This window comes from Buttiauxella ferragutiae (assembly GCF_022637515.1).
Taxonomy (GTDB): Bacteria; Pseudomonadota; Gammaproteobacteria; order Enterobacterales; family Enterobacteriaceae; genus Buttiauxella; species Buttiauxella ferragutiae.
On the sequence record NZ_CP093332.1, the window covers coordinates 4625302 to 4649665 of the forward strand.

The window sequence follows — 24364 nt, forward strand, 5'->3', positions numbered from 1 at the left end:
TCAGTTATAAGTATTTAATTAGTAAATAATATTCAGATAGTTAGCTATTATTATCGAGAAGGGTTATTAATCTTTGCATAGTCAAATGGGCTTATGGTAGCCATTGTATTCGCATCCAAAAAATCCGCCCACCACTGCAGCATCAGTCTGCGCTCATCAAGATGTTCGGCTTTATGAATGTAAGCCGCACGCACAGAGTTACGCTCCATATGGCTCATTTGCCGCTCAACCGCATCCCTCGACCACAACCCTGATTCAATCAGCGAGCTACATGCCATCGTCCTGAAGCCATGGCCGCAGACTTCAACCTTAGTGTCATAACCCATAACACGCAGCGCTTTGTTCACCGTATTTTCACTCATCGGTTTTCGTGGATTGTGATCACCAATAAATATCAACTCGTGGTCGCCGCTAAATTTCTGTATCTGCTTTATGATCTCTAGTGCTTGTCGGGAAAGTGGAACAAGATGAGGTGTATGCATTTTTGAACCGCGCTGAGAATGCTTAACACCCTCGATAGGTTCTCGCTCTGGAGGGATCGTCCACATAGACGTTTCAAAGTCGATCTCTGACCAACGAGCAAAACGTAACTCGCTTGAACGAATGAAAATTAGCAGTGTAAGTTCGACTGCCAGACGAGTTAACGGTCTTCCAGTATAACTATCAATTCGATGAAGTAGCTCAGAAGTACGTTTTAACTCAAGTGCCGGACGATGCTGTCGATTAGCGGATGCGACAGCCCCTGCCATTTCCTGTGCTGGGTTGTAGTCAATCAAGCCACTTTGTACTGCGTAACGCATAATTGCCGTTGTGCGTTGTTGAAGGCGTGATGCCACTTCGAGATGTCCCGATGCCTCTACCACTTTAATGGGTGCTAATAAATCACGGGTTTTGAGTTCGGCAATATTGCGCTTACCAATCGCCGGAAATAGATTGTCTTGTAGGCTTTTCAAAACACGATTGCTGTGATCTTTAGACCATTTTTTATTGGTCGCATGCCATTCAACAGCGAGCTCTTCGAAAGTGCGCGCTTCTTCCAGCTCAACCTTATCATTTTTCTTTTTGTCTCCCGGATCGATGCTGTTTGCCAAAAGCTTACGAGCTTCATCGCGACGAGCTCTGGCATCGGCAAGAGACACGTCAGGATATACCCCTAAAGCTAGCATCTTTTGCTTCCCGCCAAAGCGGTACTGCAGACGCCAGTATCTTGAACCATTTGGGTGGACGAGAAGATGCATACCGTTGCCATCGGTAAGCTTGTATTGCTTATCCGTTGGCTTGGCTGTTCTGACTTTGATATCTGTTAGAGCCATGCTTATCCCCTCCCTGTTGGTACAAGCATTATCGAACCGGAAATACCATCATCTGTACCAACATGTGTTGGTAGATGTACGTTGAAGTCGGTTGACCTTGAGAGAGTTAATATAGCGAGAAAGGTGGGTAAATACTGGATTTTAGGCATAAAAAAAGACCTCAGTTGAGGTCTATTTACATACATATGGTGCCGAAGGCCGGACTCGAACCGGCACGTCTTTCAACGGTCGTTCGCTTGTCTGGCAAGCTCCTGTAATGCTTTGAATCAACTGCAAAAACAGGTAAAGACTTCGACATTTCACACTATTCAAAATCAAGTGCAAAAGCCCTGACAAAATAGCCGGGGTTTGCATGATTTACAAGAGAGATCGCTACTTAGTTTTAGATCCTTGCGGAAACTATCTGGTGAGGATCGCCATACCAAAGTACATGCGCCATCTGTTCGGAGGGCGGCACAACTATGTGAAGAGCACAGGCACACGCGATGTGCGCGAAGCCCGTCTCTTTCGTGATGCAGTGGCCCTGGAATGGATCAAGATACGTAGCCAGCTAAAGCCAGAGCGTGATAAAGGCTCGAAGGTTGAGCAAATACTGAATGAGCTACGCCGGATCGGGACGTATGCACACGAAGCGCCGGAACCTTTAAGCGCCCCTGTGATGAGTTGCCCTTCCCTGTTGAGGATGCGGGATCAGTACATTCTCCAGTTCAGCGAGAAGCGCAAGCTCACCACACTATCAAAGACCAATAAGGCCGTAGAAGTGCTCTTAGAACATCTGAAAAAGCGCGATGTTCAGCTTCGTGACATTAACCGAACCACTGTTACAGGATGGCTTGATAAGCTCAAGACGGAAAAAGCTCCCCAGACGATACAAAACTACATCAGCGCATTGGCTCAAATATGGGATTTAGCTCGGAACCGCTACCACGATGCGCCACAGGAAAACCCCTGGCGTGGCCACGGTATCGAGGCAAAGGGAAGCAAGGTTAGTTATGAAGTGTTTGAGCCTGGCGAATTGGCGAAGGTGTTCGCGGTGATGGCTGATGATGAAGAGATGCAGAATGTAACGCTGATCGGCATGTATAGCGGTATGCGTCTTAATGAAATCTGTTCACTACGTGCAGCCAACATCAAGGAGATCGAGGGGGTTTTGTGCTTCGAAGTGACGGAGGGTAAGACAAAATCAGCATCGCGTATTATACCTTGCCACAGCCTGATCACTCCGTTGGTGTTGTCGCTTCTTGAGAAGCCCTACAACGGCTTTTTATTCTATCGTGCGTCAATGATTGACCGTGCAGACGGGAAGCGCTCAACGTGGCATTCACAGCGTTTTACAAGGGCTAAACGTAAGGCTTTAGGAGAAGTGGGATCAGAGTTGAAAGTTTTTCACAGCCTACGCCATCAAGTGGCCCAAATTCTGGACAGGGGCGGCATAGGTAAAAAGTTAAAACCTGTACCAGAAGACCGAATTGCTCTTCTGCTCGGTCATGAGCGGGGGGCTACTGAATCTTTCAAGACGTACAGCAAGAATGCCGCCTCTCCTGTAGAACTTAAGCAATACATCGAGTTGCTACGTTATCCAGAGATAGAAAATCTATTGACTATCTAAATTAGCTAATTTATATTTTTTATCTAATTTAGATAAACAAGGTACTCCAATGACCGAAGCACAGATCTACGAGAGCATTAAGCAAGCTATTAGCAAAGCACCGCGCAAAGGCCAAACGGTGGAAATGCATCTCCAGATGATCAAATACGCCGACGAACTAAAAAACGTCACTGCCAAAGAATTCTGCGAATGTGTAGGACTTAAAGCCAGCTTTGGGACGGAATTCAGCAAAATGCGAAATCTCACGGAGCGCCTTAAAGCCGCCGGACTCGATACCAAAAAGTTGTAAGCAACAAAAAAGGGGCGAAAGCCCCTTTTTATCATCCACCTGTAGACGATTGCCCACTACTCACCGAAAGCGTTAGCGCCTGGGTGAAACTTGCTTGTGATGCTTTAGCATTGTAATCAATGTAATCAGACAAGCGAGATACATCACTTTCCAGTGTTAGCCCAACCTGTGGATTCACTTGCAGATTAAATGTTGGTGCCAGGTTGTATTGTGGGGGTGTAGCAGCCAAGGACATTGAAGCAGAATCACGGAGAGAATCACCATTCATGTTGTAATTGTCATATGCACCGCCAGCCATCCCAGGCCCAAACAACCAATCATTTATACCAGGTCCAACACTCTGTGGATCAAATCCTGTTTTCTCACGTACCCATGCAGCAGCATCATTTGCTGTTCCAGTGACACCCTCATACATAGCCTGTGGCGCTGGCTTGTCTTTATCAGTAAACCACTCAGGAAAGCGAGAGCGTAAGCCATTGTTGATATCGCTCACTACGCCGGAAATCTCCCCAACAAAGCCCGTCACTTGTTTAGCCAGATCCCCTAAGCCTTCTCCAAGTAATCCGGCTGATTCAGTGATCACTTTGGTGTTTTTAACGAGGTCATCACCGCCATCAGCGAAGCCTTTCATAAAACCAGTGAACATACTGTTATCAACGCCATTCATCAGATTACCCATTGCCACAGACAGGTCGCCATAAGCGTATGTTTGGCGTATCTGCTCGTCGTTCAGTGTCTGACCACTATCAACGAGGGTTTTTAGCGTCTTGTTGAACTCTGCACCGTTATTCAGGAACATATCGGTGTAGTGCATCAGGTCATCACCTAAACTCTCAATCAGCGTACCAATCTGAGCCTGTGACATACCACGGCGCTGTCCTTCATTGGTAACTGCTTGAAGTAGATCGGCAGGACGATCCTGGAAGGATTTAATCTGCTCTTTACCCCATCCGAACTTGTTCATAATTGAAGTGATACCGCCATCACCGCCTTTCCATTCGCCGTTTTTAAACTGGCTATCGTTCAAGGTCATAGCGATACGTTCACGCACATCTTTGAAGTTGTCCGTCACCTTATCGACATTGGCGCTATCAACTCCGTGTTGCTGCCCCCATGCCACCATCGTTTTAACTACGTTAGGATTAGTCTTAACAAGTTCCGATTTTCTAACTAAGTCCAGATTCTCATTCCCTTTGTCAACAATTCGCTGCCCCACTCCGAGGGAGCCAGCCGTTAACGCAAGGCTTCCTAACACTCCACCACCGACGATAGGAGCACTCCCGCCCTTCTGAGCCTTTAGCTTAGTGGCTGCTGCTGCATACTGGGTACGTTGTGCCTGTGTCACCTTCGCTTGCTGTGCGGCTTCTCTGCGTAACAGGGTTACACGCTCACGAATAGAGGCGTTCATACGGGCGCTGGTCAGATTGCCTTTGGCAAATTCCTCTGTTTGCTGACGTATGAAACGTAACGCTTCATACTGAGACTTAGGATCAAGCCCGTATTTACCTTTAATTCCTGAAACTTGTAGCCCTGCATGGCGAAATTTTAGCTCGGCTGTTTCCTGTCGTTTCTGTAGCTGCGCCTGATCCTTTAAGCGTGCTTTTTCATCTCTCGCTTTCTGCTTCTCTGCTGTACGCTGCGCTTTCATTTCAGCCGTATTCTTAGGAGAGCTATTAAACTTCGCATCATCGGCTTGTTTACGGGCTTTCTGTCTGTTTTTCTTTTGAGCCTGAAAACGAATCTTAGGATCTTTAATCTTAGAAAAATGGCGTTGCAGGTTATCCGCTGCGGCCTTAGCCTCTGCAATACTCGCTTTATCAACGGTGAAAGTTACAGTGTTGACGATCTTACTTGTATTTATTTCAAGCATTACTCACTTCCTTTCTTGCTCACCAGGTAGTTGAGTGCATCAGACACACTGCGTCCACGGTGTAATAACTGACGAAGATGACCGTGATCGATTTCAAGCACACGACAAACCCCCGCCAGATTTAATAATTCTTCTGCTGTATCTGCATTCACTTGTAGATGCACACCAGCGCTTTTTAGTATCACTTGCATAATCTTTCCTCATTCTGGAAATAAAAAAGGGGCAAGGGCTGGCGCATTTGCTTTGCGTGTTCCAGTTCCCTACGCCCCTGATTAAAGCTCTTCTGTTATTTCCAGACGGGAAGAGCTACCGTCCATCGCTCATTATTCTGAGGCTTTGATGTGAACAGAGAAGCCCAACCCGTTATTCACAGGCAGAGAACTGTTCTCAGAAATCACATTCACAACGTCGCCACGTTCGCTCTCGTAGCTCCAGCTATAGGTTTCTGCTGGGGTAGCATCCAGAAGTTCAAAGTTGCTTGATGGAGCACCGTAGATGTTCTGGTATACGTTCGAGCCAGCCGCAAACTGTGGGATAGCGATAGCATCAGCATCACCCATCTGTGCAAGTAACAGTGGATCAGTCACTTTGATCACATCGACATTTGAGCCTGGAATGCTGAAAGTGCTTACACCTGGCAGCAGGTCACGACGTTGGAACACTACATTCCCCTCATCCAGTGGACTGACATAGCGAAAAGCCGCTTCCATTGCAGGACTGAAACGCAGATCGCTATAGAAGCCACCTTTCGCAAATATGATGATCCGCTCTACCTGTGACGCCATTCCCTGAGCCGCTTCGGTGATTTGCGTCACCATATCGTCAATGGCACGTAAGGCGCTGCTATCTGTAGCGGTCAGATCGAGAGTGGTATTCATTGGCGCTACGCCGAAAAGGTCGCCAAAGTCGATCAGCACATCATCAGTTTTCGGAGTGTTCACCGTACCGGAGAACAAGGAGCGAGCAAGGTAGCTCTCACGTGTACGCATAAATGCCACGCTATGGCGCTGGGTATAATCAGCAAACAGATCGGTTAGAGTCTCTTGTACATCCGTCCCTGGTTTACGCTTGCCCTGGATATCTGCCGGAGTGATCTGGTCTTCACGCAGGAAATACGGAAGTTCGATCAGGTATTCCTTACCTGTCTGACGTGCTGTTACGTTATGTTCGCTTGAGAACCTTGCGGTAGGCTGATTGAACAGAGATCTGTTGTCTTCAACAAGGCGGCTCACCGCCACTTTATGAGAAGATACCCCTGTACCATCGAACAAGCCCAAAGAGGCGAGCAGATAGTTACGTGTAGGGTTGAGATTGAAGAGTGGAGAAAGATCCACGTAGTTTTGACCTAAAATAGCCATGTTATTATTTTCCTTCCTTGATTAACTGGTGAAGAACTCACGCACCTGGAAGCCTTGAGCAGCCAGAGCAGCTACAGCGGCATCATGTGCACCATCAGCAGCGGTGAGGTTGTCCGATTTGATACAGACGAGAGAGCCACGCGCCGGAGAGCGTAGGACGTTGACGGCTTTATTAGAGCCAGCAGTGACAAATTCACTCACCACCACAAAGGCATCAGCGCCGGAGGTGTAGAGAGCGCCTGTGCTATCAAGCACGTCCCCGCATTCAACATCAGCAGGAAGAGAGGCAAATGTTTTGCTTTCCACAGAGGCAAAAGTGTCTGTGGCATAACTGACAATATCAGTTAGTGATAGGCGCTGTGGAAACAGCGTATCCAGGTCAATAATCATTGTTTGGTTGATTCCTTTGCTTTACGTGTTATCAAATCATCAATGGTTGGTTTTTGTTGTTGTGATTCATCAGGGAAATACGTTTCCATTGTTTTGATCACCTCGGCAATTGAACAACCTGCATAATGAGCCACCTTTTCAATCATTTCAGGATTGATGGTAAGAACATCATTTTTATATTTGAGTACACGCGATTTATTATTAAGTAGAAACATTGTCGTTTCCTTCGCGTTGTGTCTGCCATTAACTCTTCCATTAATAACGAAAGTGTTACACGCAGACTATTAAAAAGGGGCGATTAAGCCCCTGGAGGAATACCTTGTTAGAGAGGCATTATTTAACGTCATTTTCATTTTGGAGGATTATGATGTTAAAGAATGGCTTCTTAGATAAATGAGGGGGCAACCATTACGAGTAACAGAAGCAGGATCCCCCGTCATAGCTCCTCATTTAAAAGCATATTGCAGCCCTGGAGTAAATGAGGTTTCATTATCTATCTCTGACACTTTCGGTGTTATTAATAGAAGATTTGCCAGCCTGAACGTAAAAACCTCACCTGCTACGGTATCAGCTTTATTCAGTCTGACTGCTTATAATCCCTAACGGAGGTTATAAGGTGTAAAGAGCAAATGCTCTTTCTGAAAAAGTCGGAGATGCGCGGTGATTGCGATGCAATACCAACACACCGAGATATTACATCCCGCGCATTCCTTCGGAACTAAACAATACAAAGAAGAAAACCAACGCTTTCAGAGAGAACATTTTTAAGGGAGAAAATACCGCTATGGGATAACGGTATTCTCAGGGAGTGCGTATTGACATACAAGGGAGAGGAACGTGATTCGATACGTTTGTGGATTCCCTATTTATTAGTATATACCATTTTAGTTACATAGTCAAGCACTTTATGCGTAATCATTCACTATTAGCTAGTTTTTATTCACTCACCACACACCATGTATTCTTCCGCAATTTCTATCGAAAGCTGCCCCAGTTCAGCGATGAGGTATAGAAGTGAATATAAAAGCTCAGCCAGATCGTCACTAACCCGCCAGGCATCTTCCTGTGTAATTGTACTACCGTCACGCTCCACCAGACGCGTTACAACCGTTTGCAGATGTTCAAGTGCTGTAATGGCCTGTTCAGTTTGTTTGATGGCCTCGAGCAGCGCGGGATGTGTACCTTTTAGCTGTGCATTATTCACTAAGGCCAATGATGGAAGATGATAATTATCTTCGAAGCTAAAGAGTAGAGATTGAATGGTGTTGTATGTATTCATTATTCGTTTACATCCTTGTTGTCATCTTGAAATAAAATATCCAGCGCCTGTATGTGTTGTGATAGACCGTTGGTCTGGAAATACCCCACCCAATCAATATAATTTTCTGCGTATAGCTGCCACTTTTTGAGATTGGATGAATCAACCTGGTATTCACGGCGGCGGCGTGGTTTATAGAAGACGTTATCAGAAGAGGCTAAAACATCCTGCAATAGTTCATACTCTGATCCGGTTGGAACCGTTGGAGGGTGTTCTATTATTTCTGTATACCATTCGCCAGGCTCAGATTGCCTCGCCATGTCTTGTAATGTAGTGGTGAATTTGCGTTGATGTGCTCTTGTTGCTTTTTCAATTCTAATCAGATTGCTTTTTTCTTTTCTTCCCATTAAACCCTCGTTTAGAGAAACTTCCGTGTCGTGTCGTAACAAATAATCCGTACAGAATCACTAACCACCATAATGCAGTTATCATAAAAGTTTCCCGATTTAGTTTTAGAAATTGCTGTAGAAGAACTCTACATTGTCACGTTCGATATATTTCAGCGTGAATGATAAATAACTGCTTTCATCATCTATCTCAATTACACCGATATTTGAGAGGGCGCGTAACCAAAATTTAATCCCATTCAAACTACACCCAGATTTATCAGTTAACTCTCCATAGCTTATTTGTGTTTTCCTTCCTTTCCAGAACCATTCGAGTGATCTGTATACTGCCTTTCCTGCATCGTTAATTTGTAGGCGATGAGTACCGCCGTTTGTTGAAATGTATTGAATCAATGTTCCTCCTGTTAAAATTCTATGTCGTCGAAATCGTCTTCCGCTTGCGGTTCAAAAACCACCTCTTTTCCAAGGTATTCAGAAGCCACTCTGGAAATAAGTCGGTATGCTTCTTCTTCATCGCCCTTCGTTTTAGTTAAAGCCCATTCCATTGCAGCATCTTGTGGCTGTCCATTCGTTTTCCCCGGAACCGTACCGCCCCAGGGAAGCTCAGGCTTATCCTGCTGAGTGGGGATCGTTGGAGTTGGTTGCTCTTCTGGCTCATCGCAGGCAAACGGTATGGCATCCAAATCAGGAGCATTCAGTTCCTCTGCGGTAGCTGGCTCAGGGGCTGGCATTGGCTCCGGCTGTTGCCGTACTACATCAGATTCTGGCGCTGCTGATAGCTGATCTGGTGGGATGATGTGAGCATCGGTGAGTGGTAATGCAGTGTAAAGCAGCGATGAAATATTGGGATTTGGGTGTTTGTCTGTTTTCACCAGACCTAATTTTTTCAATTCTTTAATCCGTCTTTGCACCGTCGAAGAGGATGCCTTGCATTTTCTTGCTAATGTGTCGTGGCTCTCGTAGCAATTATTACCATTCGCTTGATAACTCAAAAATCGACAATACAGAGCGACGTGCCAGCCGTCTATCTTTATCCCTTCGGGACAGAGTGTTGAGTAAAGGTATTCAATGTCTTCGAAGAAAGTGAAGTTCTTTATAAATTTTTGTGAAGTTACAATTTTTCCGTCTTTATCTTTACTCTTGTGTTCATGTTTAGCCTGAATCTGGGCGAGTGTTTTTGCCATTGTTGTTTGCTCCTATGTATGCTCAGTAAATTACGAATGCTCATCATGTGGTTTTCTCCGCTTCTCATTCGTGGGATTGTGGTTAATGCTGGATAGTTGTAGTTACGCGCCAGCTTTCGAGTATTTGACCGCCAGAGTTTGGCATTCTTCAAGAAGTAGTGCGCTGACGCTCATTTTTCTACGCTTTGCTTCTCTGAATAGAATCTGGAATGTTTCATCCGGTATCATCAAACTGGTTGATGGCGGTAGTTTGATTTTCTTCTCAATCATTCTGGTTCTCCTGGGTTAGCTGGTCACTGGTGTGAAGTTTGGTGTTGCTCGCCATTCGTCAAAGCGTCGGATCGCTTCCTCGAACATTTCCACTCTCTCCGGTTGTTCACGCTTTCGCGCACAGACGAGGGAACTGTAGATAAGGCCTCGTGTTGTTCGGCCTGTAATCAAATCTGCGTAGATTTGGTCAACGTTGAAGTAACGCATGTTATTTTCTCCTGTTTCAGTTTTCTCCAGACGCAAGAAATCCCCCGCACCAAATACCTGGTGGAGGCTGCAATTTTGCATGATGGAATGTTGGTCGATGTGGGTTAGATAGCAATGATTATCACTATACTTTTCATAGTACAGTAAAACTCACCATTTGTCAAGACATTTATTGATCTTTTTCAATTCGTTATGAAATGTCAAGCGATTACGTTATTTATATCAAATTATAAGCATTGAAGTCAAGATGTTTTTATGGTAGAACTTGCCACCAGAGAAGACAGCCATACACACAACTAAAAACCTCCTGAGAAGCTCTGTGCGACGTTCTGACGCATTAAGGCTACCGGTTTATCCCCTCCCCTCTTAAAATCGCTCACAGCGCGTCTGAGGCACTATGCTTGCATCACTGCCGCCCTCTGGCACTTTCCCCCAACCCCAAGAAACCATTGCACGAGAATGACGGTAGTTATTAGAGGGTTAATAGGTGATTGGTTGGTTGGCTTGGTGAACTGAACCGTAGCAACGGTGAAAGTGAGCCTTAGCCGCTCTACCTTCGAGAATGAGCACGACTACGGACGGTAGGACGTAGGAGGGTTAATTGTCGTTAGGTAGAGTTAGCATGTGGTCAATCATCGTTAGATGGTTGTTACATGGTTACATACCGCGCACAGCGCAAAGGTATTCGCCAACGGCGAAAATGATCTCTTGCCGATGGCAAATAATCATTCGTGCCTGACTCACGTCAGAAACGAAGTTTGCACGAATCCAGAAGGTACAGAGAGACGCTTTGCTTTTTTTCATGAGCGGTACGGGGGTCGAACCGTCAGCCCGTCAAGGATGGCGTAGGTGAGATTTCCCCTTGAGTACCGATAAGGAAAAACAGCAAGAACAATCATACATAAATTATATGCGCGGCATAGCCTGACCTGAGTCAGCGCATAAATCATATTGATATAAGATCTTTAAAAGATAGTCTTAACTTACTCTTATAACTTAGTCTTATTGTGTGTCAGCCTGACCTACCCCCTATGTCACAGAGACCTACCCCCCAGGTCAGCCTGACCTACCCCCTATGTCACAGAGACCTACCCCATCCGGTATAGTGCCTGAGCCTATCATTCTGAGTGTGATAAAATGTCACTTCACCAAACGGTAAATCGTCGCCCTGCTTGCTCCGAATCGTCCATGCAACATAGCCTAAGATTAATCTGAGGTTAACCAGAGGTTATCCCTATCAAACAGGCATCTAATCCGCTGGTAATTAGCATATAAAGATCAGGGGATAATGTAACCTAAGTTAAACTTTAAACTTTCATTTCAGAATCACTTAACTTTGTGGAACCTTACGCAGTGCGGCTCGTAGCTGATCATCGTGACAACCATCACTGTAGATGTATGCCCGTCCTGCTTAACGACTTTTTGTTACAATGTAACAATTGAATTTTCCATGCCAAAACCGCCTTATTGATAATGATTCTCAACAACTCAGATCACATCGCTACGGATGAGAATTATTATCATCTATCGTGCAATTTCGCCCCGCTTCGATACACATTAGAAAAGTGTATTCTGTAACTTGTTGATTTAAATCATTCAGTACACTTTTCCATCACTTCACCGTGCGAACAGGGGTAACACCCCGCCATCGAAAATAAATTTCTTGACATAACCACCGTTTCATGAATTATGAGATCAAATTTATTTTCATTTATTTTCATTTATTTTTCAATCACTTACTGATATTTGCCAAAATCCGCGCCTGGAATTGGGGAAGTGCCTCGAAGGTCGTTAAGCGACTCAGGCAACCGCGCACACCTTTTGATCATTTTGTGCTCTTCTTAAACTCACGTATCGTACAACCTATTGAAAATGATCAATTTATGATCAATGATGATTTCAACGAAACGAACATAAGGAGGGTAAAGATGAAAGGCATTAGCCAGGCGCTAAAGAGTGCAGATGAAATTAAGGCAGTGGCGGCAGAGCTACAGCGCAACACCACCACCAACCTGTTTTATTGCCTGTGGGTGTTTATGTATGAATCAGGCTTGCGTATCTCTGACGTGCTCAAACTCCGGTACGAAGATGTAGAAGGGCAATCTCACCTCAAGGTGAAGCAGGAGAAAACGGGAAACGTAGTAAGGCCAAAGGTGACAGCCGCGATGCTGTCAGTGGTGGCACAACGCAAGGCAGAGCAAGCCGATATGCCAGTGGAGACGGATTTCATCTTTAGCAAGGGCGATCTCCGTAGCAAAGGCAACGCCGTAACCCGTAACACGGTATTCACTGAATTTGGGAAGATGGGACGTAGAGCAGGATTCTCTAACGTGGGATGCCATACACCACGTAAAAGCCGTGGCCGAATTTTATTCGAAAATGGGGTGGCTATAGAGACAATCGCCCATTTCCTGGGGCAGACAGATCCGCGCTCAACCATGTATTACATCGGGTACGGTCAGGACGTGCAGGACGATTTAACAGAGGAGTTTTCTTTAGAATGGTGATCAATATGAAAGGCTTAATTGTGCTGACGCTGGCGTTATTACCAACCCTGGCGAATGCCGGACAAATTACGATGACCAACCCACAGGAGGAGCAGACGGAGAACGGGAAAACGCTATGCACGTATCAGAACAGCATCTACCTGTTCACCTACGTAACTAAGGGGAAATGCCCGTATGCAAAGACATTCGACACTGATGATTCAGAAGAGTGAAGAAGGAGGAAGAGCCGATCATTAGCTTTCAATGGAACGGAGCCACCATGCGTGTGTATACGCAGACAGTGAAACTTGCAGGAACGACACTACAGCGCCACCTGTTACCACCAAACCTAAGAAAAGAAGTGGCGAAGGCTGGCAACTTGCCGGAAGACAGCCCCCGCCGTATCCAACAATCCCAACGGAGATCAGGAAATGCCGAACAGCAGCATTATGGCGTTAGCGCTCGCGCTGTGCAATGTAGAAGCCGGAAGACGGGTTAAAGTGCCAGCCATGACAGGAAGCCAGCTACACCTTTTGATGATGTGGCTACAGGCTTTGAGAGGATGATACGAGGGGGCGCAATGCCCCCTTTTCTCTATGTCCCAAGCTCAGGTAATGCTCTTCGTAACAAAGGTGCAATGAACATTTCAACGTAACCATTTTCATAAGCAGTCGTTGATTCCACCTCTAATTGCTTCAATAACTGAACACTAATGATTTTCAAAGCGCCTAAACAGTCACCACCATTAACCAGAATCTGCCCTTGCCCGCCATACAAGCTAATGAACGTTAGTACCGATTCAACCGCTGCAATTTTTGGATTAAGACGTGAGCCATCCATTTTTGAGAAAACAAAAGAACGAACTTGATACTGTTTCAGCACAATCGCGTGAGCTAAACCTTCTGTATGGTTCTTAAACATAAGTGGGAGACAGTTTATTTCTGTTTGAATCACAGTTTCAACTTTGCTGATGAACCAGCTTTCTTTCAGATCCTCGAACATAATCACCCCTTCTTTTTGTTATTTGCTGTGTTGTAAAAGAAAGGATAGTTGCGGTTATTTTTTGTTCAAGACAGTACATCTGCTGGGAGTCTTACTTTATGGGGCGCTACGCCATTTCCTTTTAAACCCTGTTCAGAAGTGATCAGTTGGCTACGCAAGTCCCGTAGTATTGAGAAGCTAAAATTCCATCGGGATAAACCATACTCCTGGTATGCACCGATTCACCATTAGTCATTACGGTTGTAACTGTAATATTACCAACAGGAGTGGTTTCTATGAAGGCGTTTCCATTTACCCCATTTGGTATAACTGTCACTTCTCCAGAGCCAACATTTCCACTCATGTATGCTTTGTCCGTCTTTGTGTCAATGATGAACAAGAAGACCATAGGATTTTTTGCTACATGAATCCCCTTATTATCACTGTATTTAGGGTAGACGCATTTGAGAGATTGAGTTTCTGCCTCGACTCCGAAAGCAATAGCCCCAAGCATAGACAATGCCAAACACTGGTAAATCCGAAGATTGATCGCCATTCATAACCTCACGAACATCATTAAATGAGTACCTGTAAAAATACTCTTCACGTCGATTTTGGACAATAACAACCAATAAGCCCCGTTGGTGGTAAGACAACAAGCGGAGCCTTTGGGCGACAGCATCAGGGTTATGTCAGACAGCAAGCATTTATCAGGATAACCGTGTACCCATAAGGGAGCGTGGCTGAGACGCTGGCAGAGCCTGCATTTCGTGTGCAGGTACGAACCACCATAGACCTGTTTATTCTCTGCAACGTCATCACGACGTGTAACATAGGAGAACATCGGGCTTAAATGCGCTTGCTGAAAGTTTTTTGGTATAGGATTTTGAGACGGTGGCGCGTCTTCTGGCTTCAAAGGAAAAAGCTGTACAAGGTTGAGCCTGGTAACTACTTGCCACTGCGTGATAACATACCAAAAGCCATTAACAAACCACAGTGGCTTTAGTACTTGATGAGGAATTGACATTTCTTACATGCAAATGAGATAGATTTTTCACACTAACTCATTGTTTTATAAGAAACAAAAGTGAATGGTGCCGAAGGCCGGACTCGAACCGGCACGTCTTTCAACGGTTGATTTTGAATCAACTGCGTCTACCGATTTCGCCACTTCGGCACGAAGAGGTATGCGGAAAACGTTGGGGATTATACCTGTCGTGCTTAACCTTGCAAGCCCCATTCTATCGTTTACGTGCTAAGTGCTGAAAAAATCAGCGCATCTTCAATTCATTACCCTTTCTACTGCTCGGCACAGCCTTTACAGCTCACAAATTCACTAAATCTATCCTTCCTCGGTTTACATCACCTTTCATTTGTTATGTGATCGCGTTACAGGTTTCAGTAACCCAACTCCCCTTCTGCATGACCAAACCGTAACCGGGAAAACGTGAATGGATTTTTATCAGGCTGACCCAACGCTTGAGAATTATTGGCGCGGTGTGATCCTTTTTGGAAGAAACGTCGCATCTTACAAATTTGCCCTCGCGCACGCTTTGTATGATGTGGACAAATCAGGTAGTGATCTGGTCACGCTTGAAGATCTTGCCGTTCCGTTTAGCCGCCATCTTTGCGAGCATCTTTTACATGCTCCAAAGCAAATCACATCCCGAGGCAGTCAGTATCTGGAAGCCTGTGTGCAGTTTAACAATGGTGAGATATCGCAGGATAAATTGACGGAAACCACGGTGCGGCTCGGGTTTAACAATGTGATTGATGCCTTCCATAACGTTAATCAAGGCGAGATCGAGAAACGCTTTTTCCTTGATGAGCGAAAAACGCATAAAGGGATTCGGCTTACCGATAACTTTTATCAGCTAAGCGAACGGCAGCAATATCAGAATCTTGCCTTTGAAACGAACGCGCGATGGAATCTGGTTGAGCAGGCCTGGGCGATGGGCGTTTCCCGAAATCTGGTTGCGGTAGAGTTCGATGAACATAATCAGCTTCTCTTCAGCCGTATTAATGAAAGGCGAGTAGATATCACCAGTTGCCGGGACAGTTTGAATGGTTACCAGAAAGGCCGTTGTTTCTACTGTTTTAAACCCATCAGCCTGATACCCGGCGACGCCGAACTGGCTGACGTTGATCACTTCATTCCCTGGTCTGCGCGTGAAGAGGTCAACAATATCAATGGCGTGTGGAATTTGGTGCTGGCGTGTAAATGCTGCAACCGTGGCGTTGAGGGTAAATCCTCGCATTTGCCGAGCCGCAAACTGTTGCAGCGGCTTCATGCTCGCAATGAGTATTTTATTCAAAGCAAACTGCCACTCCATGAAACTATTGTGAATCAGACTGGAACGCAGCCAGAACGGCGGATAGATTTTCTTGAAAGCCAATGGCATAAAGTCAAAAACAACAGACTGTTCCACACGTGGGAACCGAAAGCAGAAGGCGAGGCCACATTCTGATGACGCTTAATTATTACCAATACAATGCCCAAACCTTTTTCGACGGCACCGTGAATGTTGATATGTCTTCGCTGTACGATTCCTTTACCCGCCATTTACAACCAGGTGCGACGGTGCTGGATGCAGGCTGCGGTTCCGGGCGTGATGCTAAAGCGTTCCATGAAATGGGTTATATCGTTGATGCGTTTGACGCCTCTTCGGAAATGGTGGCGTTGGCAACGCAACATAGCGGTTTGTCCGTTCAACAAATGACATTTGCCGATATCAGTGCAAAGAAAAAGTACGACGGCATCTGGTGTTGCGCTTCTCTGCTCCACGTTCCCAATCAAGAATTACCGGTTGTGATGCACAAACTAACTGATGCGCTGAAATCCGGCGGCACCTGGTATGTCTCGTTTAAGTATGGCGAAAGTGAGCGAGAGAAAGATGGGCGTCGGTTTACGGATATGAATGAAACCAGTCTCAATAAATTACTGGAATCCATTCAGGAAATAGAAATTGAGACGATGTGGACGACGGCAGATAAACGCCCCGAGCGTGACGAGATTTGGCTGAATGCACTTCTCAGAAAACGCTAGCCCAGCACTGGTTTTCCCCACACATCATGATAGTCTTTCAAAGATAATCCCCTTCGGAGATAGCACCCGTTTATGATACGCCTCGCTGTTATTGGAACTAACTGGATCACCCGTCAGTTCGTCGATGCTGCCCACGAAAGTGGCAAATATAAACTCACCGCGGTCTACTCCCGCTCGCTGGAACAGGCGCAAACCTTCGCCAGTGACTATCCGGTGGAACATCTCTTTACCGATCTCGATGCGATGGCGAAGAGCGACGCCATTGATGCAGTTTATATCGCCAGCCCGAACTCTCTGCATTCCCCGCAAACTCTGCTGTTTCTCAGCCATAAAAAACATGTGATTTGCGAGAAGCCGCTGGCGTCTAATTTGCGTGAAGTGGAAGCGGCGATTGCCTGCGCGCGTGAAAACCAGGTGGTGCTGTTCGAAGCGTTCAAAACTGCCAGTCTGCCGAACTTTATCGCGCTGCAACAGGCATTGCCGAAAGTGGGCAAGATCCGCAAAGTGCTGCTCAACTATTGCCAGTATTCCTCGCGCTATCAGCGTTATCTCGATGGCGAGAACCCAAACACCTTTAATCCAGCGTTTTCCAACGGCTCGATTATGGATATCGGTTTTTACACGCTGGCGTCAGCAGTGGCGTTGTGGGGCGAGCCGTATTCGGTTCATGCTACCGCCAGCCTGCTGGAAAGCGGTGTCGATGCGCACGGTTCGGTGCAGATGAATTACGGCGATTTTGACGTGAATCTGTTGCACTCCAAAGTGAGCGATTCCACTATCCCAAGTGAGATTCAGGGCGAAGCCGGCTCTTTGGTTATCGAGAAAATCTCTGAATGCCAGCGCATCACCTTTATCCCTCGTGGTGGCAAACCGCAGGATCTAACGCTCCCACAGCATATCAATACTATGCTTTATGAAGCCGAAGTTTTTGCTCGTTTGGTCACCGAGAATGAAGTTAATCATCCTGGTTTAGTGACGTCACGCTCCACCGCGTTGCTGAGCACCGAGATTCGCGCGCAGACTGGCGTGAAATTTCCGGCAGATGATCTCCCAGTACATTCACCTGCGTGATGCATCGGCGTAAAGCTGTGTAAAACAAAGAGGGAAATGTTGACGAAATGTATGGGAAGTAATATTTTTCTGCCCGCAAAGGGGAGTAACTTCTTCGTCGGTTAATCGTCATTACGGTGTTTAAAAATAAAACACCCGGTTACCGGGCAACATATATATGTAACGTATAGATGTTGTAAGTGAGACCTTGCCGGAAGGCGAGATCCCTGTTGCAAGCATTAGCGGCTGGCGTCTTCCGACGTTGGCCGTTTTTGTTTTGTTTGAAGGAAACCCTTTTATGAATAGTGTCGGCACTCCATTACTGTGGGGCAGTTTTGCTGTCGTGGTCGTTATCATGTTGGCCATCGATCTGCTGCTTCAGGGTCGTAAAGGCTCACACACCATGACCATGAAGCAGGCGGCCGTATGGTCCCTGGTTTGGGTTACGCTTTCGCTGCTGTTTAATGCGGCATTCTGGTGGTATCTCACCGGCACATCGGGCCGTGAAGTAGCGGATGCTCAGGCTCTCGCCTTCCTCACCGGTTATCTGATTGAAAAATCACTCGCAGTGGATAACGTGTTTGTCTGGCTAATGCTGTTTAGCTATTTCGCCGTGCCTGCAGCCTTGCAGCGCCGCGTGCTGGTCTATGGCGTGCTGGGCGCAATTGTGCTGCGTACCATTATGATTTTCGCCGGCAGTTGGCTAATTTCTCAGTTTGAGTGGCTGCTGTATGTGTTCGGCGCCTTCTTGCTGTTCACCGGTTTCAAGATGGCGCTGTCGAAAGAAGATGAAGGCGGTATTGGCGATAAACCGCTGGTACGCTGGATTCGCGGCCACCTGCGCATGACGGATAAAATCGAGGGCGAAAGGTTCTTCACCCGCCAAAATGGGGTGCTGTTCGCCACTCCGTTGCTGCTGGTGCTGATTCTGGTTGAATTGAGCGATGTGATTTTCGCAGTAGACAGTATTCCGGCTATTTTTGCGGTAACAACCGACCCGTTCATCGTGCTGACTTCAAACCTGTTTGCCATCCTCGGTTTGCGTGCAATGTACTTCTTGCTGGCGGGCGTAGCTGAGCGCTTCACCATGCTGAAGTATGGATTGGCGATTATCCTGATATTTATCGGGGTGAAGATGATGATTGTCGATTTCTACCATATCCCAATCGCGATTTCGCTGGGCGTGGTGGGTGGCATTCTGGCGTTAACATTGATCATTAACGCTATTGTTAACTACCGTAACGATCAGAAGAGACTCGCGAAGTAATATTTCGTCGGATGGCACTACGTTTATCCGACCTTCGAAAAACGTCTCTGACCCCGTCTTTGGCGGGGTTTTTCTTTTTACTATATCAGCTGTGCGAAGTGCCGCTAATGTCACACATTTGTTAAAATTTAGTTATAAAAACTAGCTTATACCGAAATAATCAGTGTTTACTACTTACTACCCTGAGACATTTCCTTATACTCAACCAGGCAAACACCAATCTATACATCCGGTCGAAAAGCACCTTAGAGTGCAGGCCAGGATGGGACGACACACTAAACAGGAAGGTTATTCATGGCAACACAATCCCCAGGTATTCTAAATCGCCTGGCAAAGGGCAGTCTGGTAAAACAGATTTTGGTTGGACTGGTGCTCGGTATCGCGCTGGCAGCTATTTCAAAACCTGCGGCAATTGCCGTTGGGTTGCTCGGTACATTATTCGTTGGAGCGTTGAAAGCCGTCGCTCCGGTACTGGTTCTGATGTTGGTTATGGCATCCATTGCTAACCACAAACATGGTCAGAAAACCAGTATCCGTCCGATTCTGGTGCTTTATCTTCTGGGTACCTTCACCGCTGCATTGACCGCTGTGGTGATCAGTTTCGCGTTCCCTTCCACGCTACATCTGGTGACTGGCGCAACGGACATCACCCCGCCATCAGGCATTGTCGAAGTCATGCGCGGTCTGCTGATGAGTATGGTTGCAAACCCAATTCATGCGCTGCTGAACGCCAACTACATCGGGATTCTGGTGTGGGCTGTGGGTCTGGGCTTTGCTCTGCGCCACGGCAATGAAAGCACCAAAAATCTGATTAACGATGTTTCCGACGCAGTGACGTTCATCGTTAGAGTGGTGATTCGCTTTGCCCCAGTCGGTATTTTTGGCCTGGTCGCATCAACACTGGCAACCACTGGCTTTGAAACACTGTGGAGCTATGCGCAACTGCTGTTGGTACTGGTTGGCTGCATGTTCGGTGTGGCGCTGGTCATCAACCCACTGCTGGTGTTCATCAAGATTCGTCGCAACCCGTACCCACTGGTGTTTGCTTGCCTGCGTGAAAGTGGCGTTACCGCCTTCTTTACCCGTAGTTCTGCGGCCAACATTCCCGTGAATATGGCGCTGTGCGAGAAGCTGAATCTGGACCGCGATACCTATTCTGTCTCTATCCCGTTGGGTGCAACCATCAATATGGCGGGTGCGGCAATCACTATTACCGTGCTGACGCTGGCGGCGGTGAATACTCTGGGCGTGCCGGTAGATTTACCTACTGCGCTGCTGCTGAGTGTGGTCGCTTCGCTGTGTGCTTGCGGGGCTTCTGGTGTGGCGGGCGGTTCTTTGCTGCTGATCCCACTGGCCTGCGGCATGTTTGGTATCCCGAATGAGATTGCCATGCAGGTAGTCGCTGTCGGCTTTATCATCGGCGTGTTGCAGGATTCTTGCGAAACCGCACTCAACTCCTCAACAGATGTGTTGTTTACAGCGGCGGCTTGCCAGGCAGAAGATGCACGCCTGGCGGATAAAAACCCGTTACGCAGTTAATGTTTAACGCTCCCTGTCTTACGAGGCAGGGAGTAACATAACTGAGATTTGTCGGGTGGCGCTGCGCTTAACCGACCTACAAAAGAGTCCGATTATCCCTCTTGTTGCTGCACTTCTTTTTCGACCTTAAACGGATCAATTCCTCGCCTTTGCATACGCCAGAAACGAACGATGTTCAGGCCGTTCATCACCAAAAAACTCCCTTCGATTAATGTCCCGCCAATCGATCCCAGCCAGAAGTTATGCGTCACCCAGCAAGCCGTTGAACACCACATCACACAGCGTATCGTCAACCCTTTGCAGCGGAACAACGCCCAGGTACTGGCAACAGTTCCGGCAATCGGCAGCAATTCCATTGCATGATCAAATTTCGCCAGGCCTAACCCCAGGGTTAGTGCAATGAAAATCCCCATTACCCACAAGCTACGCGTACGCAAAGAGATAACCGTGCGGAACGCGTTAAGTTCGGCACTCATGCCTGCCGGGCTTGCGCCCATCAAAAAGAAGTGAATGCCGATGATGGCGCTGTATGCCGCCAGTTGCAGTTTGAAACGCCGTTCATCGCGATTGATGAAGGTGGTAATGCCGACCAAAAAGGCGAGAACGCCGACGCCCTGGGCAACCCAATACGCGGTCATGACTAATCCTTGTGAGTAAAATTAGGCGAAAAAAAACGGCATTTCGAAAATCAAAATGCCGTTTCATGTTATCACCTAAGGGGCTTTTTACAACGTAACGCCGCTTTTAAAGATGGCTAATTCGCGGAAATCATTACGTTCATTACAGGTCTTTTTACCGTTGGCAATATCAACAATGGTGTCGATAAACTCGCTCAGTAAGGTGTTCATATCGCTGCCGTGCAGCAGTTTGCCTGCGTCAAAATCAATCCAGTGCGGCTTTTTGGTCGCCAGTTCACTGTTAGTTGCGATTTTAACAGTTGGCACAAAACCACCGTATGGCGTGCCGCGCCCGGTGCTGAATAACACCATGTGGCAACCTGCTCCAGCCAGTGCGCTGGTTGCAACCGCATCGTTACCTGGTGCGCTTAACAGGTTCAGACCTGGCGTTTTCAGGCGCTCGCCATAACGCAGCACATCAACCACTTCGCTCTCACCGGCTTTTTGCGTGCAGCCGAGGGATTTTTCTTCGAGCGTGGTGATACCGCCAGCTTTGTTCCCTGGTGATGGGTTTTCGTAGATCGGCTGGTTGTGTTCGATGAAGTATTGTTTGAAGTCGTTCACCATGGTGACGGTTTTTTCAAACGTCGCTTCGTCGCGGCAATGGCTCATCAGAATGCGTTCAGCGCCAAACATTTCCGGCACTTCCGTCAGCACAGTCGTGCCACCGTTCGCCACCATATAGTCGGAGAAACGGCCCAGCATTGGGTTTGCCGTAATACCGGACAAACCATCTGAACCACCGCATTCAAGGCCGAATTTCAGTTCGCTGATTTTACCTGGTTCGCGCTTGTCGTGACGCATCACTTCATACAGCTCTTGCAGTTGCTCAAGCCCGGCTTCTACTTCGTCGTCTTGCTGCTGGCAAACCATAAACTTCACGCGCGACGCATCGTATTCGCCCAGCGTTTCGCGGAAGGCACTCACCTGGTTGTTTTCACAACCGAGGCCAATCACCAGTACCGCACCTGCATTCGGATGATGCACCATATTTTGCAGCATGGTGCGGGTGTTGATGTGGTCTTCACCCAACTGAGAGCAACCAAACGGATGGCTGAACAGGAACACGCCGTCGATATCTTCGGCGTCGTTATTCTGCTTCAGGAAACGGTTCTGGATTTGGCGTGCAATGCCGTTGACACAACCGACAGTGGGCAAAATCCATAACTCATTACGCACACCGACTGAGCCGTTCTCACGGCGATAAACGTTGACTTCACGGTCCGCTGCCTGGCTTGCAAGAGACTGGAAATCAGGTTGATAGCGATACTCATCCAGGTCGCTCAGATTAGTACGCGCATTGTGTGAGTGAATGTGCTCACCGGCTTCAATGGTGGCCAACGCGTGGCCAATCGGCAAACCGTACTTAACAACATTCTCACCTTGCGCGATGGTGCCAAGCGCAAATTTGTGGCCGCGCAGTACCGGCTGGCGCAGAGTCACCTCTGCCCCTTCGACGGTAACGACTTCACCTTCAGCCAGGTCCACTAACGCAACGGCGACGTTATCTTGCGTATGGATCTTGATGTATTGCATATCAACCTCAAAGCCTGATTAGTTCAGTTCAATGCCAAAGTAGTCTCGGGCGTTGTTAAAGCAGATGTTTTCTACCATGCTGCCCAGCAGTTTGATGTCTGCTGGCGCTTCGCCCGCTTCCACCCAACGGCCAATCATCTGGCACAGAATGCGACGGAAGTATTCGTGGCGGGTGTATGACAGGAAGCTGCGGCTGTCAGTCAGCATGCCCACAAAGCGGCTTAACAGACCCAGTTGCGCCAGCTGCGTCATTTGACGCTCCATGCCATCTTTCTGGTCGTTGAACCACCAACCGGAACCAAACTGCATTTTTCCTGGCATACCTTCGCCCTGGAAGTTGCCGATCATGGTGCCCAACACTTCGTTATCGCGTGGGTTCAGGCAATACAGAATCGTTTTTGGCAGTTCATTGTTTTCGTTTTGCTTGCTGAGCAGGCGAGAAAGTTCTTCAGCCATTGGGCGGTCGTTGATGGAGTCAAAGCCCACATCAGGCCCCAGCAGTTTGAACTGGCGCAGGTTGTTGTTACGCAGCGCACCGATGTGGTACTGCTGAACCCAGCCGCGGCGGGTGTATTCAGCTGCCAGCCAAACCAGAACCGCAGTTTTGAACTGTGCAGTTTCGTGTTCAGTTGGCGTCGCACCGGAAAGACGACGCGCCAGAATGCCATCCAGAGTCGCTTCGTCTGCTTCAGCAAACAGCACCACATCTAATGCATGGTCAGATACTTTACAGCCATGCTCGGCGAAGTGATCCAGACGCTTGCTCAGTGCGGCTTGCAGGTCGCTGAAACGGCGGATGTCGGTATCAGACACTTCGGCAAGTTTGCCCATGTATTCAACAAAAGTAGCTTGTTCAATGTTGAACGCTTTGTCCGGGCGCCAGCTTGGCAGCACTTTGGTTTCAAACGCGTCAAGCGCGATTTGGCGGTGGAAACGCAAATCGTCAATTGGGTCATCAGTGGTGCCGACCATTTTCACGTTCATCTGCTTCATGATGCCGCGAGCAGAGAAGCTATCCTGGGCCAGCAGCTCGTTACATTCGTTCCAGATTTCATCAGCAGTGGTTGGGGACAACAGTTTGCCAGTGATACCGAACGGACGGCGCAGTTCAAGGTGGGTCCAGTGGTACAGCGGGTTACCGATAGTGTGCGGAACCGTAGCGGCCCAGGCATCGAACTTCTCGCGGTCAGTCGCATCGCCAGTACACAGACGCTCTTCCACACCGTTAGCACGCATGCCACGCCACTTGTAGTGATCACCTTTTAACCAGATGTCATACAGGTTTTTGAAACGGTAATCTTCAGCAACCTGCTGTGGTTGTAAGTGGCAGTGATAGTCGAAAATAGGCTGATCGGCTGCAAATTCATGGTACAAGCGGCGGGCAAATTCTGTATCCAGGAGAAAATCTTCAGTCATAAACTGGGCCATTGTAGGGTTCCTCTGTTCATAGCAGTTCGATGCTTGCGCATAATGCAAATAAAGTTATCACACCAATTTCCAGAGACCGAGTGGATTTTTGTGGTATTCGTCACAAAAACCACACTTTTATTGTTAATATTGTGTTTAAAAAGAACCCGTATCCCGCGCCAGTTCTGGTCTGCAAGCCCCTTCTCCCCTGGAGTGAGCA

The 24364-nt window shown here is 47.4% G+C and carries 28 protein-coding genes and 1 tRNA gene; 10 read left to right on the top strand and 19 right to left on the bottom strand.

What is annotated here, in order from left to right:
* Positions 1-50: 50 nt before the first annotated feature.
* Positions 51-1313 (bottom strand): tyrosine-type recombinase/integrase, encoded by a 1263-nt coding sequence (locus tag MNO13_RS21280; RefSeq protein ID WP_241939270.1) that lies wholly within the window; start codon positions 1311-1313, stop codon positions 51-53.
* Positions 1314-1665: 352 nt separating this feature from the next.
* On the opposite strand from MNO13_RS21280, the gene MNO13_RS21285 reads away from it, so the two are divergent.
* Positions 1666-2922 (top strand): tyrosine-type recombinase/integrase, encoded by a 1257-nt coding sequence (locus MNO13_RS21285; protein WP_241939271.1) that lies wholly within the window; start codon positions 1666-1668, stop codon positions 2920-2922.
* Between the two features lie 49 nt (positions 2923-2971).
* Complete coding sequence (locus MNO13_RS21290) at positions 2972-3211, top strand: HTH-like domain-containing protein (protein ID WP_241939272.1); 240 nt, start codon at positions 2972-2974, stop codon at positions 3209-3211.
* Between the two features lie 31 nt (positions 3212-3242).
* On the opposite strand, the gene MNO13_RS21295 is transcribed toward MNO13_RS21290, so the two are convergent.
* From MNO13_RS21295 to MNO13_RS21350, 12 genes are all read right to left on the bottom strand, one after another.
* Positions 3243-5081 (bottom strand): cell envelope integrity TolA family protein, encoded by a 1839-nt coding sequence (locus tag MNO13_RS21295; RefSeq protein ID WP_241939273.1) that lies wholly within the window; start codon positions 5079-5081, stop codon positions 3243-3245.
* Positions 5081-5272 (bottom strand): hypothetical protein, encoded by a 192-nt coding sequence (locus MNO13_RS21300; RefSeq protein WP_234625666.1) that lies wholly within the window; start codon positions 5270-5272, stop codon positions 5081-5083. Before MNO13_RS21300 ends, MNO13_RS21295 begins: the two co-directional genes overlap by 1 nt.
* A 132-nt stretch (positions 5273-5404) precedes the next feature.
* Positions 5405-6439 (bottom strand): major capsid protein, encoded by a 1035-nt coding sequence (locus MNO13_RS21305; protein ID WP_241939274.1) that lies wholly within the window; start codon positions 6437-6439, stop codon positions 5405-5407.
* Between the two features lie 21 nt (positions 6440-6460).
* The gene (locus MNO13_RS21310; RefSeq protein WP_241939275.1) at positions 6461-6829 is read right to left on the bottom strand and encodes a hypothetical protein; all 369 of its coding nucleotides are present in this window, start codon (positions 6827-6829) and stop codon (positions 6461-6463) included.
* Entirely contained in the window at positions 6826-7044 is a 219-nt protein-coding gene (locus tag MNO13_RS21315; RefSeq protein WP_241939276.1) for a hypothetical protein, read from the bottom strand. The genes MNO13_RS21310 and MNO13_RS21315 overlap by 4 nt, the downstream gene beginning before the upstream one ends.
* A 725-nt stretch (positions 7045-7769) precedes the next feature.
* Positions 7770-8108: a hypothetical protein gene (locus MNO13_RS21320; protein ID WP_241939277.1), complete on the bottom strand. Its 339-nt coding sequence runs from the start codon at positions 8106-8108 to the stop codon at positions 7770-7772.
* Positions 8108-8494, bottom strand: coding sequence for a hypothetical protein (locus MNO13_RS21325; protein ID WP_241939278.1), 387 nt, complete (start codon positions 8492-8494; stop codon positions 8108-8110). Before MNO13_RS21325 ends, MNO13_RS21320 begins: the two co-directional genes overlap by 1 nt.
* A gap of 105 nt (positions 8495-8599) precedes the next feature.
* Positions 8600-8887 carry a hypothetical protein gene (locus tag MNO13_RS21330; protein WP_241939279.1) on the bottom strand — a complete coding sequence of 96 codons (288 nt, stop codon included), beginning with the start codon at positions 8885-8887 and terminating at the stop codon, positions 8600-8602.
* Between the two features lie 11 nt (positions 8888-8898).
* A complete protein-coding gene (locus MNO13_RS21335; RefSeq protein WP_241939280.1) occupies positions 8899-9678 on the bottom strand; it encodes a helix-turn-helix domain-containing protein in 780 nt (259 codons plus the stop codon).
* Positions 9679-9780: 102 nt separating this feature from the next.
* Entirely contained in the window at positions 9781-9948 is a 168-nt protein-coding gene (locus MNO13_RS21340) for a hypothetical protein (protein ID WP_241939281.1), read from the bottom strand.
* Positions 9949-9963: 15 nt separating this feature from the next.
* Positions 9964-10236 carry a hypothetical protein gene (locus tag MNO13_RS21345; RefSeq protein ID WP_241939282.1) on the bottom strand — a complete coding sequence of 91 codons (273 nt, stop codon included), beginning with the start codon at positions 10234-10236 and terminating at the stop codon, positions 9964-9966.
* Between the two features lie 576 nt (positions 10237-10812).
* Complete coding sequence (locus tag MNO13_RS21350; RefSeq protein ID WP_241939283.1) at positions 10813-10959, bottom strand: hypothetical protein; 147 nt, start codon at positions 10957-10959, stop codon at positions 10813-10815.
* 1124 nt (positions 10960-12083) lie between these two features.
* Between MNO13_RS21350 and MNO13_RS21355 the strand changes: the two genes are divergently transcribed.
* The 3 genes from MNO13_RS21355 to MNO13_RS21365 are packed head-to-tail and all read left to right on the top strand — an operon-like array spanning position 12084 to position 13140.
* Positions 12084-12662 carry a tyrosine-type recombinase/integrase gene (locus MNO13_RS21355; RefSeq protein WP_241940094.1) on the top strand — a complete coding sequence of 193 codons (579 nt, stop codon included), beginning with the start codon at positions 12084-12086 and terminating at the stop codon, positions 12660-12662.
* Positions 12656-12874 (top strand): hypothetical protein, encoded by a 219-nt coding sequence (locus tag MNO13_RS21360; RefSeq protein WP_422387204.1) that lies wholly within the window; start codon positions 12656-12658, stop codon positions 12872-12874. The genes MNO13_RS21355 and MNO13_RS21360 overlap by 7 nt, the downstream gene beginning before the upstream one ends.
* Before the next feature lie 47 nt (positions 12875-12921).
* Positions 12922-13140, top strand: coding sequence for a hypothetical protein (locus MNO13_RS21365; RefSeq protein WP_241939285.1), 219 nt, complete (start codon positions 12922-12924; stop codon positions 13138-13140).
* 95 nt (positions 13141-13235) lie between these two features.
* Here MNO13_RS21365 and MNO13_RS21370 read toward each other — a convergent pair whose 3' ends face one another.
* The 3 genes from MNO13_RS21370 to MNO13_RS21380 form a co-directional block, all read right to left on the bottom strand.
* Positions 13236-13643: a hypothetical protein gene (locus MNO13_RS21370; RefSeq protein WP_241939286.1), complete on the bottom strand. Its 408-nt coding sequence runs from the start codon at positions 13641-13643 to the stop codon at positions 13236-13238.
* Between the two features lie 142 nt (positions 13644-13785).
* Positions 13786-14178, bottom strand: a complete 393-nt coding sequence (locus tag MNO13_RS21375; protein ID WP_241939287.1) for a hypothetical protein — start codon at positions 14176-14178, stop codon at positions 13786-13788.
* A gap of 536 nt (positions 14179-14714) precedes the next feature.
* Positions 14715-14799 (bottom strand) — tRNA-Leu (locus tag MNO13_RS21380).
* A 274-nt stretch (positions 14800-15073) separates the two neighbouring features.
* Here MNO13_RS21380 and MNO13_RS21385 point away from each other — a divergent pair.
* From MNO13_RS21385 to sstT, 5 genes are all read left to right on the top strand, one after another.
* Positions 15074-16090: an HNH endonuclease gene (locus tag MNO13_RS21385; RefSeq protein ID WP_237931920.1), complete on the top strand. Its 1017-nt coding sequence runs from the start codon at positions 15074-15076 to the stop codon at positions 16088-16090.
* Positions 16090-16668, top strand: coding sequence for a class I SAM-dependent methyltransferase (locus tag MNO13_RS21390; protein WP_237931922.1), 579 nt, complete (start codon positions 16090-16092; stop codon positions 16666-16668). Before MNO13_RS21385 ends, MNO13_RS21390 begins: the two co-directional genes overlap by 1 nt.
* A gap of 72 nt (positions 16669-16740) precedes the next feature.
* Positions 16741-17739 (top strand): Gfo/Idh/MocA family protein, encoded by a 999-nt coding sequence (locus tag MNO13_RS21395; protein ID WP_121814418.1) that lies wholly within the window; start codon positions 16741-16743, stop codon positions 17737-17739.
* Positions 17740-18016: 277 nt separating this feature from the next.
* The gene (locus MNO13_RS21400; protein WP_064540382.1) at positions 18017-18985 is read left to right on the top strand and encodes a TerC family protein; all 969 of its coding nucleotides are present in this window, start codon (positions 18017-18019) and stop codon (positions 18983-18985) included.
* A 294-nt stretch (positions 18986-19279) separates the two neighbouring features.
* Entirely contained in the window at positions 19280-20524 is a 1245-nt protein-coding gene (gene sstT / locus MNO13_RS21405; RefSeq protein WP_241939288.1) for a serine/threonine transporter SstT, read from the top strand.
* 92 nt (positions 20525-20616) lie between these two features.
* Here the strand turns inward: sstT and MNO13_RS21410 are convergent, their stop codons facing one another.
* The 3 genes from MNO13_RS21410 to uxaC form a co-directional block, all read right to left on the bottom strand.
* Positions 20617-21162, bottom strand: a complete 546-nt coding sequence (locus MNO13_RS21410) for a YgjV family protein (protein ID WP_064540386.1) — start codon at positions 21160-21162, stop codon at positions 20617-20619.
* A gap of 87 nt (positions 21163-21249) precedes the next feature.
* Positions 21250-22737 (bottom strand): UxaA family hydrolase, encoded by a 1488-nt coding sequence (locus tag MNO13_RS21415; RefSeq protein ID WP_064540388.1) that lies wholly within the window; start codon positions 22735-22737, stop codon positions 21250-21252.
* Positions 22738-22755: 18 nt separating this feature from the next.
* On the bottom strand, positions 22756-24165 hold the full coding sequence (uxaC, locus tag MNO13_RS21420) for a glucuronate isomerase (protein WP_241939289.1): 1410 nt from the start codon (positions 24163-24165) through the stop codon (positions 22756-22758).
* Between the last annotated feature and the right edge of the window lie 199 nt (positions 24166-24364).